Here is an 18,036-nt window from a genome sequence, read left to right as displayed (position 1 = left end):
CTTTGGAGAGTGAAGTGTTTATACTGTGAAGTCCAAAGCTATAGAGTAGGTTCGAGGCCTCAAAGAAATGGCAGATTCAACCCCACAGCAGTCGCCAACATGTGATGTTGATGGAATGTGTTATTGTCCACTAACGGGGATTATCAACACATTAAGTAGGAAGTACGCAATGCAACTGATCAGCATTATTGGCGCACATCAAACTATGCGGTTTGCTGAGATCGAAGCCCATCTCTCAGATGCGAGTACATCAACGATATCGAAGCGGTTGGATGAGTTCGAAGAAGCAGACCTTGTGACAAGAACCCAGTACGACGAAATTCCGCCTCGGGTTGAATACGCCCTTACGAAGGAAGGAAATGAAGTGCAAGAGCGACTTGAATCACTCTTAGAGTGGGCCACAACCAGATCATAGCTAAATGGCAAATAGGCAGTTGTAGTAACCTGCTGATTTACCACACTCAGTCAGAATAACCAAAATTGGATTACTGTATTGATACTCTTCATCTTGCACAGCTTGATTACCCAAATTTGGAACAGATACAGCTGGTTCACTATCTTCGGGAAGAGCCTCCATCGGCTCTCGCGCTCTCTGAATTATAATATTTCTGTCTATTACATTTAGCCCCACAGAGTCGGCAAAAGTTCTTATATTGTATCATGGATCGCTGCTCCCAGAGGTATGATCCAATCCCAAATCAGTTTGTTCGCTGCCACAATTCGGTCGTGGCTGTGGACGCGACAGTCAATTACTCAGGTACGGTTCGGGACAGGGCTGCTTACCCTCGCCGTGGTTGCGGTATTCGCCATCGATCCTGCGATGGCAACAACTGCTGGCGAAGGTAGTGTCGATGTCTGTGATACCGACGTGGCGGCCCTGTTCAACAACTTCATGTTGCTCATGAGCGGGTTGGCTCCGCTTGGAACTGGGGCGTTTGTCTCGTGGCATATGTTCCGGGCTGGAACGACCAGCAAGAGTGATAAGACGAAACAGCACCGGGAGAACATCACTCAAGCAATCGTCTACGGCGCGGGTGCGACGCTCGTGTTCGGACTCCTAGCCCTTGGCAGTGGGCTGATCCCTGGCGGCGTCGCCTGCGTCTGATAGACAGATGGATGAAAGCCCACCGCACCGGGTACTGGCTGAGTTCTACGATACTGAGCGGTACCAAACGGTGTATGATCGCTACGAGGAGCTCGATGCTGGCTGGAAAGAGGTGCTGGAGGCCGGTGTCGAATCGCTTGCGACCGATACTGCACAGACAGAGTCGACTACCCACTGAGCATGAGTGCCCAACGGAATCAGACACAGCCGATCCCCCAAGAGGAAGAAGATTCATTCACGATCTTCAGGGGATACACGGTCAAAGACGCACTGTTGTTCGCCCCCGCTGGACTGGTGTTTATCGCGTCAGCTGTGTTCATCCCCGAGATCATCGCTCGGCTTCCGATCAGTGTCAACCAGTACATCCTGCTCGGGCCAGGAATCGGCGTTTCGGTTCTGTGTGCGCTCATCGGCGTGGTAACGCTCCTAACAACGCCATCGCACTATTCCCCGCGTGAGTGGGCTTCGCTGCACCTCCGACATCGGGTACGGCCGAGTGAGGTGATCCACCAGGAGGCCAACTATGATCAAAAGAACCGGGAGACGACTGAAGACCAGGAGATGGGCTTCATCGCAAGTGCGGTCGGGAGTACCCAACGGACACAGGATGTCACCCATGTAGAGGAGATCCTCCCCGCTTCCGTTAGTGAATCATCCGGCGTCGTTCGTCTCACTAATGGCGATGTCGCTGGTGCAGTCAAAGTCGAGCCGACGAATCTCTCATTGGCAACCGGGCAACAATGGGGCAGTGTCGTCGGCGAGCTCACTGGAATCGTCAACACTGTTGATCACTCTATCAAAATCTACCACACAACGCGGGATTTCGATGTCGAGGAGTATCTCGACCCGTTCGTCAATCGCCTCAATGATGACGATGTCCGCTCCTCACCAGTCCTTGATGCTGTCCTGCGTGATTTCCTTGAGTGGTATCCTCGAGAGCTTGAGATGCAGGGCACCAAGCAGTCAGAGTTCTACGTCGTTGTTGGGGTCTCCGAGGCTGAGGTCAAATCGACTGCTCGATCTGAGGGCGTCATTGACCAACTCGCCGACATGCCGGGCTTCTCGTTCATTTTCTCATCCGATGATGAGGAGCTCCACGAGTCGGTGATCCGCGGACGACAACGCGAGCAACTGTATCGCCGGTTAGAGGCTGTCGAACAGCAGGTACGAAAGATCGAGGGCGTTGAAGGAACGATCCTGCCGGCCGAAGATCACGCCGCATTGATCGCTGAATCATGGCAGCGAACCGACTACGAACCGGGTGGGGAACTCGAACCAACACCGACGGGAACGAAACTTTCGCCTGACTAATATGCACCTTCTAGCAACGATCCTTCCGGGTAGTATCGAGGCACTCCCAGTATCGCCATCGACGTTGTTGATTATCGGGTTAGGTGTCGTCAGTCTCATCGCTGGGATCGGGATTGCGATCATGCGTCAGTCCGATACGGAATCAACTGACACGCCGTCGCCCACTCCACCGTCGACGGACACACCCCAATTTCAGCATACCGAAGCCGATGACCAACCGTTGTGGGGTGACAGCCCCGCTAGTGATCCTGATAGTACGCCGCCCTCCGAGCAGCAATCTGAATTGGACACTGAATCTTCCGAGACGCCGGCGGAGACCACACCTACGGGTGAGGCAACATCACCAGAAGTCGTCGCGACCCCAACGTCTTCTGAATCCGGGCGCGTGCTTGACGAGCCAGCTGAACGGCATAAATCCGCACTCGCCCCAAGTTACGTCGAGGAAGATCCGGACAATCACGAACACCTCCAACTTGACCGGTCGTTCACCCGTGAGTATTTCATCGCCGAGTGGCCCGAACGTCTCCGCGCCGGCATCATGGAGGATTACTTCACACAGAGTGGCTTGGACGTTGATACGGCCATCCAAGTCGATCCTGTCGATAAGGAGCAGGCTCTTTCCGATCTCAAATCGACGATCGGCGATCTACGAGCTGAACGTGATCGACTTGACGACGACGGGAACAGAACGGCAGCGAAGGACATCAATCGGAAGCTCCAGGAATACGAAACCCTCCGCGATTCGGTGCGAGATTACGGCAAGCGGATGGTTGATGTCGGGTTCTACATCACCGTTGAGGCGTCGTCACTGGACGAACTTGATCGGGTCAGTGACGAGGTCGAACAGAAGCTCCGCGATAAAGGCTTCAAACCGGTTCTGAAAAAGAAGGATCAGGAGGCAACCCACCGGTCTGCATCGCCCGTTCCAGTCGATGAGATCGACATGAAGCGGTCGATGATGGACGAACACGTTGGGGCGTTGTTCCCCTTCGTTGGGTCGACGATCCTGCAAGAGGGCGGGATTCCACTCGGTGAAAACGCACAGAACCGGACGCCGATTCTCTACGACCGATTCACCCACGGCAATGGGTACAACTGGTTGACCATCGGGAACATCGGTGCCGGGAAATCATTCTCGACGAAGACCCACCACGTTCGTCGACGCGCTCGCGATGACGATACGATTCTCATTTGGCTCGATCCACTGGAAGGGTTTGCTGGGCCGTGTGAAGCCTTAGACGGCCAGCATATCCTTGTCGGCGGGAATCTCGGCCTCAATCCGCTTGAAGTTGAACCCGTCTCCGAGGAGAAACTTGAGGCGAACCCACAGCTCGATCCTGGTGGGGCCAAGCTGAAAGACCTCAAATCGTTTTTCACCTCTCACTGGGAGATGCGTGGCCGGGACAGCGGGCTTGGCGAGCTCTGGAACACGCTGGAGTCTGCGATTCGTGATGCGTACGCCCTCCAAGGGATCAACCTCGATGATCCGACGACCTTCGACAATCCCAACCCCACGATCAGAGAGCACCTGATCCCGGTGTTGCTAGATCGGATTGTCGACGTCAAAGACAACAGTGCTGTGCGAGATCTCATTGCTGGTCGTGAGGGCTACGACGTCGAGGCAATCATGGATACCGAGGGTGTGGAGGCTGCCTTGGACGAGGAACGTCGCCGAGCCGTCCAGCTCTTGCTTGGGATGCAACCCTTCGCCGAGGGTGGGGCGATGGATCATCTCGGCGGGGAGTCCGAGTTCAATATTGGCGAGGAGGACATCGTCTGGCTCGATCTCCAGCTCCAGGAGGGTCGAGACACCCTTGGACTGATGATGAAACTGCTGTTCTCGTCGGTCTATGAGCGGGCGAAAACCACCGACAAGAAGGTGATCTTCGCAATCGACGAGGCCCGCTACATCATGAAAGACAAATCCGCGCTCTCGTTTATCGAACAGCGGACGCGTCACTCCCGGCATCACAACCTCTCGATCCAACTGATCACACAGACTGTCGATGAGTTCTTCCAGCACGAGGAGGCGAAATATATCGCCGATAACTGTGCCCACAAGCTGATCTTCAGGACGGAAGGGCTCACCAACGAGTACGCTGATTTGATTGGGATGAACCCTGCTCAGGCCAACTTTGCGCGGACAGCAAAGGAGGGCGACGAGGAACGTGGGTACAGTGAAGGCGTCCTCGGTATTTCAGGGCATGGCTGGACGCCGATTCACATCTCAGCGAGCGATACCGAAGCGGCAGTCGTCGACTGGGAGCCTGGTCAACCGGCGAGTGAGCTACCGGGGATGAACGATGTTGACGAGATCCCGCCGCAGGTCGAGGAACTCACCAGACAGATCAGCGAGCAATACAGCGAGACAATTCAAACCCGTGTTCACAAGACTGAGGGCATCCCTGAGGTGGTCTTTACCGATGCAGACGGTGACGAAGTGGCTGTCGTCGACCGCGAGCGGATCTTCAATGCGGATGGGACGTTCGCCGAGATCGCTGACGAACTCGATGTGGAGATCGAGGCGGTCGAGAATGAGGTACCAGTCCCAGATGGCGGCCAGGATACACACGATGCTGATTCTGATCGATCTGCAGTTGATTGGACGGCTGTACCGTACGTCGACGATGTCACGGCAGCCAACCTTTCAACAGCCGGCTATACGACGCTTGAATCGATCCGGGAAGCGACTGACGCAGAGCTCGAAGCTGTCGACGGTGTTGGCCCGGCAATTGTGAGCAACCTACGGGAGTACAGCCGTGCTGGGTAATCAGCAGCGGCGACTTCTCGTCACACTGGTTGGGATCGCGCTTCTTCTTACGGTCACTGTCGGGGCTGTTGGAGCCGCTAATTCAGCGTATGTCCCACCGTCTGAGCCACGAAATGGCTTGAATGAGTCGGCGTTTCATGCACTTTGGTCGCTAGAGGCCGAGGGAAGCGTTGAGTCGCCCGAGACTGTCGCTGAAGAACGTCGCAATCAGACTGATAGCACGTTCGTCTCCCCGCCAGAAACGCCTGCAATCTGGAATCGAAACGAGATTGAGCGGTTCAAAGGCGGCGATGATACTGATACGTCGATCTACCCACCTGATGCAACGCTCACCGATGGACAGTGGATCAAAGACGGCTACGTCTCCGTGTTCGCGGTACAACCCTCGACGGTGTTACATCGTGCGACAGACCAGACGACACATTACGTCGGTGCTGAGGGAGAATTGCTCGCTACTTCCGACTACCGCATTGAGGTTCCTGACGGTAGCTCCTCACAAGAGCGGCGTGTGAGTTGGTCGATTGATAGCCACGAGGTCGAGACGGCTCGTATCATGATCGGTGGGAACGTCGACAATTCGTTCGGCCGCCAACGCCTCGACGACGCCACTCCTGGGCATACGATCCACGGCAATTTCACCGGAGCTGAGCGAGGAATGACTGAACTCGGTGTCGAAGCCGAGATTACTGTCACACTGGAGAAACATGTCGAAACCCGGAGCTGCAGTACTGACGACGACGGAGATACCACGTGTTCGGACTGGTCAAGCTCCTATTCGTATCCGTCCGAGAGTGTCGTCGTCGACGACTACGTTGATGCGACCTACTACACAGTGCAGTCGAACAACTACTACACCTACAACCCAATCGACCAGGAGTTCAAAGTTGTTACCGGAACCGGGACACCCTTCAACAGCATCCGGCTCCCTGAAGGTGATCGCGCACTCGGAGTATGGAATTACTACACAGCTCGGGATACGACGTGGGACGCATTGACTGTCTCAGATCGTGGCGATACGTCTCAGTTCGGGACGACAATCCTGCCAGTCCAAGTCCACGCCTACCCGTCTCGCAGTGGGATTGGCACAATCGGTGCCCATCACACGAACACGACGATCGATCCCGGTGAGGCGACTATCTACTATCGGTCTGGCGGCAGCTATATCGCACCGACGCTTCCAGATACCGTCTCTGTCGACGTTCCAAATGGAACCTACAACACGTCCAGTGAGATCGCTGTCTCACACCCTGTCAACGACCCCGACGCCGTCGAGATCGAGGGTATTGTGAGAGGGACAGACGCCGATCTCTCGCCTGGCGATACGTTCTACCGGGAGATACCGACGAAAGAACCGACGATCGACGTTGAGACAACAGCACTTGAGGAGTCCCCGAACGTCCGCCTCGATATTAGCCTGAGAGAGCCGGATGGCACGCCGATCCAAACAGATCTTACTGATGACTCTCTCACGGTCGCCGGCGAGGCCGTTGAGACTGACGCCAATGGTGAGGCGTCGATCACGCTCCCGCAGGGTCAGCTCCCGACCCAGGTCTACTACCAACCGACGTACTTCTGGGATCGTGGCGAGACAGCCTACACTGCAGCATCGACACGGGTCGGGAGTACGCTGTCGCTGTCGTTTTTTGTGAGCCCTATCATCCGGATTATCGGGCTACTGGTCTTCTTTTGGACGCCGTTTTGGCTCCTCGATCGAGCGTTTGCTGGTGACTATTGGCCGCCGTGGCGGGGGATCTGGTGATGTACCGAAGTGGCCATCTCGGCGTTGCGCTTGTTTTCGCGGCGGTGACCGTGGGGATCGCCCCGACGCCAACCGGTTTTGTGATCGCTCTGTTGATCGTCGCGACGGAGCGAATCCCCGACTACGACCTCCGAACGGATCTGTTGAGCCATCGGGGGTTCAGCCACACCGTGTGGTTCGCACTACTGGTGGCTGTGATCTTCGGTGCCATGGCTGCAGTTGTCGCCGCTGTTGGTGACATCTATCTTGCCGGCTTCCAGCGGGCCGAGTTCGTCACAGACCTTCGAGCGGTGTACCCTGAACCATGGTATCTGTTCGGTATCGTCGCCGGTGGGACGGTGCTCGGGATAGTGAGTCACTTGGTGGCTGATTTTCTCACTGTTGGCGAAGGGGAATATGGTGTTCAACCACTCTGGCCTGTCTGGCCGAACTATGAAGTGCCGATTCAACTGTGTCGGGCCGACAGCTATGTGGCGAATTTGCTGCTATTAGCGTTAGGTGTAATAACGACAGTGAGTGTTGCAGCTCTTCGATTGCTCTAGGTTGGGTAAATATATCAGCCGTATCGTTGTTGATTTATGTCACTGCAGTAGTTATTTTCCAACAAAACTCCCAGCTATATTCATGACTGACAATCCCCCTGAATCTACCCTCGACAAGTACCATCCCAGAGCCAGTGAGTATCTGACCTATTCTGGCGACTACAATGAGATTGACAAAGGTGTTCGTGAGTTCATGCTTTGTCTATGTGATCTTGAAGATGATTTGGTGGAGCTGGAAGCCGATGTATCAAAACACGAGCTCGATGCCACTGGATGGCGTGCAAGTAAAACGCTGTCTGCCTTGGAAACCCGCCAACTTTCTCTTGCCGAGGAGATTCGAGAAACGCATTCAGCGATCGTCAAAGGCAAGGCAAACCGCCTCGACCGAAATCCAGGAGAGGATTGGCACCACCGATCTCAACAACACCTCTATCGGCACCAAGACGATTTCATGAAGATTCACCAGCGGTTAGAGGAAGTTTCCGCGCGTATCGGACAACGAATCGACGCGAAACGGAATACGGCAAATACCAGGTTGGTTATTACAGTATCATTGTGTGCTGTCGTGATCTCGATTCTTTCGCTCGTCGTATCTCTAATCTACCAGTGAAATACTAACCAACATTCGGCAGTGACCGTTCTATTTTGTTGGTTAGCTTGTAGCTAAGAGAATGTGTGAAATAGCACACTATCTCTCCAGTGGGTTTTTGTATAATATATTATTTGAATGACGCATGAGTGACACAACACGTCGAAGCGTGCTCACTACTGTCGTTGCTGCTGGAACTGTCGCCCTTGCCGGCTGTTCCACCGGGGGTGGCGGATCGCAGGGAAGCAACGTTATCACTGGTACTGAAGTCGTTGAGGATGAGCAAATCCCTGATCAACTCAATCTTGCTGTCGATCTCGTTGATGAGCATGGTATCGATGAACTCACGCTACAATCTCCGGACGGTGATGTTGTCGCTGACGCTACTGTCGATCCTGCACAGACCCAAGCTGAGCTGTTCATTCACGGACAGGGCCGCTCAGTTCGTGATGATACGTACACAATCGTTGCCTACAGCGGGGACAGTGTTGTAGATCAGATAGAGTGGACACCTGAGACTGGAATCGATATCACTGGGGGTAGCGTTGGTAACTTCAATGAACAGCTAATTATCGAAGTTGAGCCAACCGGATCTATCCCTCTTACCCCAACCGCTGCATACCTTACTGATGGTTACGTTGTTGGTGAAGAGGATGACCGAGCTGGTGAAGCTCTTGGCCTTGCTGAGATTGATCCGTATCGAGACAACAATGTTGTGTCTATAACGGGGAGCTCGGGAACCCTACTTCGCCCACCAGAAGGCAGTTGTGATGGTTCTGACTACCAACTTACTGGTGCTATTGAGTTCGAGAACCGTAACCCAGTTACTTTTGAGGTAACCCTGACGATGGGCGGCGAAGTTGATCCCACCCCAAGTGGTGATGTCTGTTCTGAGGCAGCTGTTCAAAATATAACTAAACTGTGAAGTGGTACACAATCCACAAAATCATTTTAAATACTGTTTAGGAAGCCATCTCTATGACTGAAGGTGGCGAAGGGGGATTATACAAAGCCCTGACAGGGGCATTTGACGGTTTCTTGGAAACTGTCGTATCTGCTTTAGATACGGTTCTTGGCCCTATCATCAACTGGGCAGTTGGGATTATGACGGGCACTCCGTACCCTTCGCCCGCTAGCGGTGGTATCTTTGGAGCTCCCCCAACGGACAGCTCATTCTACAGCTTGTATAATATCTACCACGATGCTATTCTCCCGATCTCGACGCTGTTAGTGATGCTTGGTCTGGCGGTGTTCTTGTTCACTGGGATCTGGTCGGCGAAGAAAGAGCGGGTAACAGCAATTCGACGGCTAATGTTTGCGATTCCAGCGATCCTGATGTGGTGGTACATTGCGGGCTGGTATTTGCAGTTCGTCCAGGCATTCACTGATTTACTCATGCAGATTGGGATGCAACAATCCGCGACTGACAATCTGCTCATCAACGATCCTGGGGATATTGCTGGCGGCGTAGTCGTAGTCTTAGTTCTGTATGTCGTGGGAATCCTGCCGATCGCTGCTGTACTTGCTATCTATCTGATCCGTTGGATTTCGATCCATCTCTACATGGCTGGAATGCCGCTACTCATAGCGATTTGGTGTATTCCCGTTGGCCCGTTCAGTAATTGGGCTGAGAGTCTGATCAAGAAATTCGTCCCCATAACGTTGATACCGATTCCTGTAGCGTTTCTGCTCTCGATGTTTGCGGTGATCGATGTCTCTACCGTGGCATTTAGTGGCGTTCCCGGGGCGGGGGAGATCTTCGATATGATTATCGGATTGATCGTGTTGGCCATCGCGGCGTATCTGCCGAAATCAATGCTATCGATGAACCTTGGATCGTCATTGTCGACAGCAGCTCGTGGAGCCCGATATGCGGCTGCTGGTGCGGCTACAGGTTCGACACCTGGTGGAGCAACGACGTCGGCCGCAGGCGGTGGAGGTGGATCATCCACAGCTGCTCAAAGCGGATTAGGCGAATTCGGGGGTGGGTCTTCCGACGCAGGCGATGCTGACTCTGGTTCTGGTGAATCGCTTCAAGAATCGACCCACAGTAACACGTTCGCACACCCGAAAGCGAGTAAGTCTCGTCGACGGCGAGAACGGGCTGCGAAGGTGGGCGTTGGCGGTCGAAAAGCCGGAGCGAAGTTGCATGGTGCGGCCGCAAAGACCGTCAGTGCCAGCGGATCTGCCACCGAAACTGCAGCCGGAACCGCCTACAAGAACTATACGAAGGACGGGAGCACGGCGAAGGGGATTGCGAGCGATGCGAAACAAGGCGCGAAGCGGCGTGGCAAACAGCTTGGAAAGAAGGCAGCCGGCGCAGCGAAGTCACCCGTCAAAGGGATGAGCAAGCGAATGCAGCGAGCTCGGGATAACATGGCTCGCCGGAGTCAGGAGTTCACCGAGAAGTGGGGTCACGATAGTGCGACACAGTGGTCAAACGCGTCTGGTGAGCTTGCTGAGGCTGACCTCCCCGCGCTCCCGCCGGCTGAAACTGAACTCGGGGAAATGGCTAGTGGGGCGACCGGGTCTCTCTGGGAAGATGAATCAGGCGATGGTGGCCTATGGAGTGATCTAGACGGTGGCGGAGGTGTTGATGAACCAGCACCAGGAGAAAGCGACGCTAGCGCTGGAATGTTCATCGAGGACTATTCGAGCACGGATCAGATCAGTCGTGACACCACCTATGACCGCAACAGCACGGGTCGAGAAGTCGGCAGCTTCGGGAGTGACTGAGTATGTTTGGAGACCTCACAGCCGAAGACCTGATCGGATCGCTGGAACGCTCACTCAGTAACGCATTCACTGACGATGACCGACCCGAATACGAGACTGTCCAACACGATACACGGGTTGAGATTCCAGTTCGATCGCTTGATGGTGCTTTACTTGAGATTCAGCCATACGAGGACAACCCTGGAATCGAGGCGGCAGCGAACCTGCTGCAATCGCTGCATGGTGTTCGTATCCGTAACAACAGCAACGTCTCGTCGGCCCATTCCTTCGAGGTGTGGTATGACCCGCGAACGAGCAGTGAAGCCGGATTCAACTTCAGGCTGTATGCTGCCAATCCGCGGGCCCAAGAACGATTCCAGCGGAAGGTCGAAGCCAGCTACCCTAATACGGGGGTTGAGGCTATCGAAGAAGGTCACGCGCTCCCGCCGATCGAGAAAGGCCATCATGTCTCAGCGGCGAACCTGCGGTTGAAGAAACACACGTTCCATCCGATCAGACATTACAGCACCTCGGAGGGCTTCCCGCATGGCGACCCCTACGGCGATGTGTTACGGGAAATGCTGACGATCAAAGATTCACTCACTGTTCTCCAGGTCGTCTTCAAACCAGCTAGCGGACAGTGGTATCAAAACGGGCCAGATGGTCGCTCAATTGCCGAGGTGAGCGAGGAGATCATGCAGGGCGATGTTGAGTCACTAACGAGCCCGTCGTCCTGGTGGCACTACTTTGCCGATGGTGAGTTAGAGGTTCGAGAGCCACAAGAGAAGGACAAACAGGCCGCGAAGATCGTTCAGAACCAACGTGGCGAGCAGGCATTCCACGCCAACATCCGGATTCTGACCGCCTCTCATGATCCATTAGAAGCGATGGAACGAGCCTACGGGATCGGCGACATCTTCTCCAAATACTACAACACACCCGTCGAGCAGGGCTTCCATCATCATCCAGTCTCCCCTGATCGCCTCCCACGGATCTACCGCGAGATGGTTGAACGCTACTACGATGATTCAGTTGATGATATGATCTTGACGACCGACGAGCTCGCCGGCGTGGCTCACATCCCTGATAAGAGTACGAGCCTCCCCGAGATGCCGTTCAAGAAGACCCAGTCAGGTGGGCAGATCAGCTCCCAAGTCGCAGAGTATCAACCAGACACCAACCCGCAACGGGACACATCACAGTCACACGCCGATCTGCAGTCAGAAACGGCTGACACCCTCCACCAGGGTACTCGTGATCAAAAGCAAGCAGAATCCGAGTCACAACCGGAACAGCCGTCGTTTATCGACAGTTACGACGACGATGTAACCGAAGAGGGGGCTGAAGAGAACGCCCCGACTGACTCGCTCATTTCCGGCGATGGGATGGGTGCAGAGGCCGAACCGACGACTAGTTCGGCGGATGCCCCCGAACAGACCTTCACGCCTGCAGAGCCCGCAGCAGCTGCGTCACAGGAGACTGATCCACCGATTGACGGTTCAGAACCCCCATCGACGCAGTCCTCAACACAGGGTCTCATCCACAACTCCGAAGCGTTCGTCGAGGGTGCTGTCGGTGAGGGAACGTGGACTGAAACTCCACTTGTCGACAAGACACGAGCTGCCGAGATCGCCACGCAAGCACATGAGGAGTGGGACGGTGAGGGACATCCCGACGAAGAATATCTCCGAATGGCTGCCCGTGGACACCTGCCTACTGTCACCGAAGCAGACACCGCGAGAGGTCAGCCGGCAGAGTACGCTGTTGTTGATCAGTACAACAAACAGTACACTCCGACCAACGAGCGGCGAACGAATACTGGTGCTTTCGAGTACGTCTGATCATGTTCGGCTTTGGAAACTCCGACAATACCGACGAATCGACATCAACCGACGGCGAGGCGAAAGGGGCCACCGATTCGAGCGCGTCGAATAGTGCGCCGACGGTCAACTTCGCTGATGAGTTTGACGATGACATGGTGCGGGAGGTGCAAGCCGGAGCACTTGATGAACCAGAACAGCCCGAGTCAGACTACCTCCCTGACGGTCATGCCTATCAGGTTCGTGTAACCGAGCGTGAGTACGCCGGCGGTGAGCAGGTAAAATCGGAAACAGTGAGCAATGGCCCGATTGCGGGCAAAGACGCCCGTGAGGTCTGGGAGAGTGCCCAGTACAACTCCGAGAAGGAGTTTTGGTTCGGCTATGACGAAACCGGCCACGGTGGCTTTGCGGCCGCCCCGATCCGGCATGAAGCCATGCGGAAACACGTCTGGATCTCGGGAACGACTGGCTCTGGAAAAACTACGTTCCTCCAGAACAAGGCTGTTCACCATGCATTCGCCGGGCATGGATTCTGCCACGTTGATCCGAAGGCAGACGGTGATACGATTGATCTTCTTCGTTCACTACCGAGCCATCGGCTCAAAGACGTAGTGTTCCTAGAGCCCGGCTCATCGGATTTCGACCGGAATATCGGGATCAACATGCTCGATATGCCGCCCCTCGATGACGAGATGGAACGTGAGAAAGAGATCGAAAGCCGACTTCAGAACCTCACGGCGATTTTCCACAACGACGACTACTGGGGCCCGACAATGGCAGCTGTCACCGAGTCGATGGGGCGGGCAATGCTGAAACACAACGCCGAGGTCGCCGCTGATCCGGCGGCTGATCCCAGCGAAAAGTACAGCATTATCGATATGTTCTTCATTTTGCTGAATCAGGAACGTCGCGAGGAGTTCGCTGCTGACGTTTCTGACCCCTACGTCTCCGAATTTCTGGAGTCAATCGCCGAGATGGAAGATGAGAAGCTGTGGCCGCTACTCAAGCGGATCAAACGCTGGGTCGAAAACGGTGTTGTGCGAAAGATCATCGCCGAACGTGATTCCTCAATCGACTGGGATCAGATTGTCGACGAAGGGAAGATCCTCTTAGTTCGGATTCCTGTCGACAACGAGGACGTCCACCAGATGATTACGCTGACCGTCCTGCGTAACCTCTGGTCGGCGAAAAAGCGGCAAGTGCGTGACCCTGACCGTGACAAAGAGCCGTATTTCCTCCATCTCGATGAGTTCGAGAAAGTCGCCAACGACAACCTTGCAATGGAGGATATGCTGGTTCGAGCGCGGTCGTTTTGGTTGTCAGTGACGATCGGGACGCAGTACCCCGGCCAGATCGGTGAGAGTCATCCGAAGACACTCCGGGCGATGGACAACAACTGCAACACGATCCTCTCGATGCGAACCCCCGGCCGAGAGGATGCGAATATCTTGATGTCCAATTACGACGGCTACGACAACAGCGACCTCCAGTCACTCGATGCCTTCCGGACGTGGACGAAAGTGCTGCTCGAAGGCGGGAAAGAGGGCGACCCGATCAATGTCAAGACCTTCCCACCGTACCCGCCGCTGTGGGATGAACAACAGGCCCAGCAGGCTATCGAACACTCGCTCCAACAGTATGGGACGCCGACCCTCTCCGAACAGCAGATCCGCAATGAGCTCAAATTCGGCCATATCGGCGACCTCGTTAACCCCGCAGCTGCGATGGATGGTGAGGCCCCCGAAGAGATGGCTACTGACGCTGAGATGGTCTTGGAGATGGTACCGGAGGACGTCTTCTTGGAGGCAATTTACGCTGCTCAAGTCCAGCACGCCGACACCGAGACGGCCGTTCCGAAGTCACTCGTCGAGGATGAATTGGAGAAACGTGTCGGTGATGTCGGCTTCTCTTCGGAGATCAGCAACGCCTTCGAGTCCAACAACATGGTCAAACGCGAAGGAAAAGTCGATGGTGAGTTAGCGGTCAGCCTCACCGATCACGGCCTGAACACCGTCTTGAGCCACGACACTGGATCATCAGCGTCGGGTGGCGGTGACGACCATCGACGAATACTGAATGAATCCTACCAGGTGTTCACGAAACTCGGTGCGCTCACATCCCTGCCGACACAGGAGGGTGACGAACTCCCCGATGGGGTTGCCGATCTCCCCCGTGACCCGATGGATGAAGCCGACACGGTCGCCGAGGCTAATGAGATCCGCGAGCAAATGATCGAGGACTACCCCCAGCTGTGGGAGCTCTCGAACGGTCGGGATATCTCGATTGAAGCTGAAACGTCGACGATCAAGAAACCTCAGCAGACGCTCACCAACCTTCGGAAAGCCATCGAAGCCGGTCGCACCTGCATATTCACCTGTAAGGATGCCACCAGCGACGACACAGAGAGTCACGGGATCACCTACTGGCCGAAGCGTGGGGAGAAAGTCATCTACGATACTGACGGGCAAACCGTCGACTACAGCACGATCACCTGCGTCTCGGAGACCTTCGATACCGGCGAGCGGGTGTTCTACAACAAGACGAACAAACTCCGGTTTGACAGCGGTAATCGGATCGCTGTCGCCCCTGATCACGACGATCACCAATCGCTTGTCTGGCGTGAACAGGGGAATGTCGTTGCTGTCGTCTCGAAACGATCCGGCAGCGAGGACAAAACCATCACCCAGTTCAGCGATCCCGAACTTGCCGTTGACCCACCGGTCGAAACGACACTTCATCGCGAGAAGGTCAACGACAAGTGGGTGGTCAAGACTGGTGAGGGTGACGATGCGGAAGTCGAAGACGTCTACGACGAGCTCGATGCACTCCAAGAGGATTATATCGACCTCTACGAGCCGTTCATCCCCGAGGTAGAGTTCCCCCGACCCGTCGAGGACGATGACTTCACGTTCATGGTGTTCCCTGACGACGATAATCAAGACCACGACGAGCCCGTCATCGTCGAACACGGTCGGGCGACGAAGCTCTCAGAGTACGTTGAGGATGATGTGGAGGCTGTCGAAACCAACACACAGTCTCCCGATACCGAGGACAGAGCCCCCGAGTCTTCGGAAGAGCCGTCTGACCCGACACCCACCCCCGAATCGAGTCCCGATCCTGCCGAGTCGTCGACGCAAACCCCACCTTCAGAGGCGACGATCAACCCTCACGAGCTGACCGACGAACTCGATAGCATCGATCTCGGGATACTGAAAACGTGGGCAAGTGGAACAGCTCTCCCCCGTGGTGATGGCTTCGAGAAGTTCGTCGACGCCGTTGAGAATGTTACTCCCGCGGCTGCTGATTATCTCGATCAACCCGAGGATATCCCGACCGTCATGGGCGTCGGGACTGCTGGGAGCTCACAATCTCCTAACCGATCCAGTGACAACGGAGATGATACCGAGACCGATGATGAAGTGGGTGACTCCGATGGGAAAGAGGATAGATGGCTAGCGTAGGGCCCTAGTCGTTGGTGAGCAAGCGGCCGCGTTCTGAAAGTGTTTCTCGAACATCAGCCCGCTCCTGTTTGACTCGTTCTTCTCCATCTTCAATCTCTTCTTCGATAATCCGGCGACAAGCGTTCATTGTTACCAACATAGCATCGAACCCTTCAGCCGTTTCTGTGGATTGTATGAGAGGGTGGGTCTGGGTTTCTTCGATAGTGTCCCGCATATTGCTCATCTTGGCTTGGAGCCGATCTACGTTCTCAGTAAGCTCCGTTACCCGGTTGGTTACTGCTTCAACACCAGATTCTTCAATTAACTCTTTCAATTCCCGGTTTTCCTCGCGAAGTTTCTGATTCTCCTGTCGGAGCCCATCAACTTGTTCTTCTAACCGTTGTAGTCGATCAGCGATACCACTACTTGCAGACTCTGAATTAAGATCTTCTAACAACTCTTGACCTTCTTCTGTGAGCCTCAATATCTTAGGTGGAAACTTCCCCGGCTCAGGGTCTGGTTGGTGGGTTTCTATAAGCCCTTCTGGTTCTAAATATTCAGTAACTCGATAATTAAATCTCGACCGTGCTGAATCATCACTCATCCCGAGATACTTTCTCAGTGCAGTGCTGTCAGCTTCCCCATCATGGTCGACCAGTGCTGTTAGAATATCAATCCCCAACTGATCCAGCGTACTCAATCGACTCTCAGATTCAGACATAATTACTATCAGATTTTAGTGCCTAATAAAATTATCCAAAATTATCCTGAACTATATTGCCCTGAAGGCTAACTTTCAAGATAATTATTCAGTCGAATTATCCGAAATTATCCGCATCGATACCGCACTGCGTCGGAAATAGAGGGGGATCGAGTAGTTCTAACAGCAGTGGCTGGATACCCACCCGAGGGAGGCAAGGCCGACAAACAAGCATGAAAGCAAAGTGAGAAAAGCCGCGTAGCGTGGTGAGCCCGACAGACTACTCTTCGAGGCGATCCCACCAGGGAAATGAGCCACTCAAGGGTGGCCCGATAGGATTACTGCCGAGTACTACTGCCGACAGTGGCCAGCCAACAACACACAGCAAGCCGGCTGTGTCGACACCGACCTATCAGGAAGTGTATATAGCGACCACAGGGCTGTCGACCCCGAAGGAAGTGGTGGTACCGCCGGCTTCGACGACCACAGTCTGGGTGTCCCACCTGGCATCTCAGCGTGGCCCGCTGCGGCGTCGACGACGAGGTCAATCCCGACGAGCTCTCTGGTGTGGACAGCGGCCTCAACGATCGACTGGGCAGGACTCCTGGTGGCGACAGTGGGGTGTCGATCTTGCCAGCGACAGGTGTGGGTGTCGAGTGCCTCGACAGTGTGGACAGCGGCGGCGTCGACGATGCCGACAGCCCGGTGTGGCCGACAGGGTTGATAGCGGCGTTGGTGACGACAAGCCCCGGTCACGATTTCTGCGGTGGCCGCCGGCGACAGCAACAGCTCAGCCCAGCTCACAAACCGACGACTCCTCACACCGTACCGCGACAACAACAGCAACAGCGACAGCACAGCACCGCCTCACAAACCGACGACTTCTCACACAGCACTGCACCACAGCCAGCCACCCACCAGCACCGAAACAGCTCACTGACCGACGACCCCGTCACTGCCCGACCTCCGCAGTGTGGCTGCCACAGTCAGCGTCGAGGCCCGCCAGGCCGGTTCTTTCTGGCGGCCAAGAGTCAGGCCGGTCTCAGGCCGACACCCGTCTCCACAGGCGTCGTCGACGACAGGGCCGGTATCCGAACTGACGATGTGAAGCCCGATCCCCGACTGAGCTTGAAAACTGGTTTGACACCCGGTGTCGCTTCCGGTGGGACACCCAGTGTGGACGATATTGTTACTCTCTGTTGTTGGAGTACAGGCCTGACACCCAGACTATCGACGACAGAACCGACACTCGCCCGTGCGATGACCAGGTGACACCCCACTGTCG

15 protein-coding genes are annotated in these 18,036 nt (G+C 55.1%); 12 read left to right on the top strand and 3 right to left on the bottom strand.

The annotated features are described in order from the left end of the window. The first annotated feature begins 67 nt into the window (after positions 1-67). The gene (locus DM826_RS07425) at positions 68-415 is read left to right on the top strand and encodes a winged helix-turn-helix transcriptional regulator (protein ID WP_120102771.1); all 348 of its coding nucleotides are present in this window, start codon (positions 68-70) and stop codon (positions 413-415) included. Here the strand turns inward: DM826_RS07425 and DM826_RS13035 are convergent, their stop codons facing one another. After that, positions 416-577 (bottom strand): hypothetical protein, encoded by a 162-nt coding sequence (locus DM826_RS13035; protein WP_165853272.1) that lies wholly within the window; start codon positions 575-577, stop codon positions 416-418. Between the two features lie 105 nt (positions 578-682). On the opposite strand from DM826_RS13035, the gene DM826_RS07420 reads away from it, so the two are divergent. From DM826_RS07420 to DM826_RS07375, 11 genes are all read left to right on the top strand, one after another. Further along, complete coding sequence (locus DM826_RS07420) at positions 683-1,105, top strand: hypothetical protein (RefSeq protein ID WP_120102770.1); 423 nt, start codon at positions 683-685, stop codon at positions 1,103-1,105. A gap of 7 nt (positions 1,106-1,112) precedes the next feature. Further along, positions 1,113-1,283: a hypothetical protein gene (locus tag DM826_RS13030; protein WP_165853271.1), complete on the top strand. Its 171-nt coding sequence runs from the start codon at positions 1,113-1,115 to the stop codon at positions 1,281-1,283. Between the two features lie 2 nt (positions 1,284-1,285). Continuing rightward, on the top strand, positions 1,286-2,416 hold the full coding sequence (locus tag DM826_RS07415; RefSeq protein ID WP_120102769.1) for a hypothetical protein: 1,131 nt from the start codon (positions 1,286-1,288) through the stop codon (positions 2,414-2,416). Position 2,417: 1 nt separating this feature from the next. Beyond that, complete coding sequence (locus DM826_RS07410) at positions 2,418-5,186, top strand: VirB4 family type IV secretion system protein (protein ID WP_120102768.1); 2,769 nt, start codon at positions 2,418-2,420, stop codon at positions 5,184-5,186. Between the two features lie 118 nt (positions 5,187-5,304). Next, positions 5,305-6,945 (top strand): hypothetical protein, encoded by a 1,641-nt coding sequence (locus tag DM826_RS07405; protein ID WP_120102767.1) that lies wholly within the window; start codon positions 5,305-5,307, stop codon positions 6,943-6,945. Then, positions 6,945-7,487 (top strand): metal-dependent hydrolase, encoded by a 543-nt coding sequence (locus DM826_RS07400; RefSeq protein WP_120102766.1) that lies wholly within the window; start codon positions 6,945-6,947, stop codon positions 7,485-7,487. Before DM826_RS07405 ends, DM826_RS07400 begins: the two co-directional genes overlap by 1 nt. 82 nt (positions 7,488-7,569) lie before the next feature. Next, on the top strand, positions 7,570-8,097 hold the full coding sequence (locus DM826_RS07395) for a hypothetical protein (RefSeq protein ID WP_120102765.1): 528 nt from the start codon (positions 7,570-7,572) through the stop codon (positions 8,095-8,097). Between the two features lie 124 nt (positions 8,098-8,221). Further along, complete coding sequence (locus DM826_RS12850) at positions 8,222-9,001, top strand: hypothetical protein (protein WP_133304659.1); 780 nt, start codon at positions 8,222-8,224, stop codon at positions 8,999-9,001. A gap of 53 nt (positions 9,002-9,054) precedes the next feature. Then, positions 9,055-10,812, top strand: a complete 1,758-nt coding sequence (locus DM826_RS07385; protein WP_120102763.1) for a hypothetical protein — start codon at positions 9,055-9,057, stop codon at positions 10,810-10,812. A gap of 2 nt (positions 10,813-10,814) precedes the next feature. Next, positions 10,815-12,632, top strand: coding sequence for a hypothetical protein (locus DM826_RS07380; protein ID WP_120102762.1), 1,818 nt, complete (start codon positions 10,815-10,817; stop codon positions 12,630-12,632). A gap of 2 nt (positions 12,633-12,634) precedes the next feature. Next, on the top strand, positions 12,635-16,072 hold the full coding sequence (locus DM826_RS07375; RefSeq protein WP_120102761.1) for a type IV secretion system protein VirD4: 3,438 nt from the start codon (positions 12,635-12,637) through the stop codon (positions 16,070-16,072). A gap of 4 nt (positions 16,073-16,076) precedes the next feature. On the opposite strand, the gene DM826_RS07370 is transcribed toward DM826_RS07375, so the two are convergent. Continuing rightward, positions 16,077-16,772, bottom strand: coding sequence for a hypothetical protein (locus DM826_RS07370; RefSeq protein WP_120102760.1), 696 nt, complete (start codon positions 16,770-16,772; stop codon positions 16,077-16,079). A 330-nt stretch (positions 16,773-17,102) separates the two neighbouring features. Further along, positions 17,103-17,555, bottom strand: coding sequence for a hypothetical protein (locus tag DM826_RS12845; RefSeq protein WP_133304658.1), 453 nt, complete (start codon positions 17,553-17,555; stop codon positions 17,103-17,105). Between the last annotated feature and the right edge of the window lie 481 nt (positions 17,556-18,036).

Origin of the sequence: Halonotius aquaticus (assembly GCF_003605575.1) — an archaeon.
Taxonomy (GTDB): Archaea; Halobacteriota; Halobacteria; order Halobacteriales; family Haloferacaceae; genus Halonotius; species Halonotius aquaticus.
Note: the sequence above shows the minus strand (reverse complement) of the source record. Positions and strands in the feature narration are given on the sequence as shown.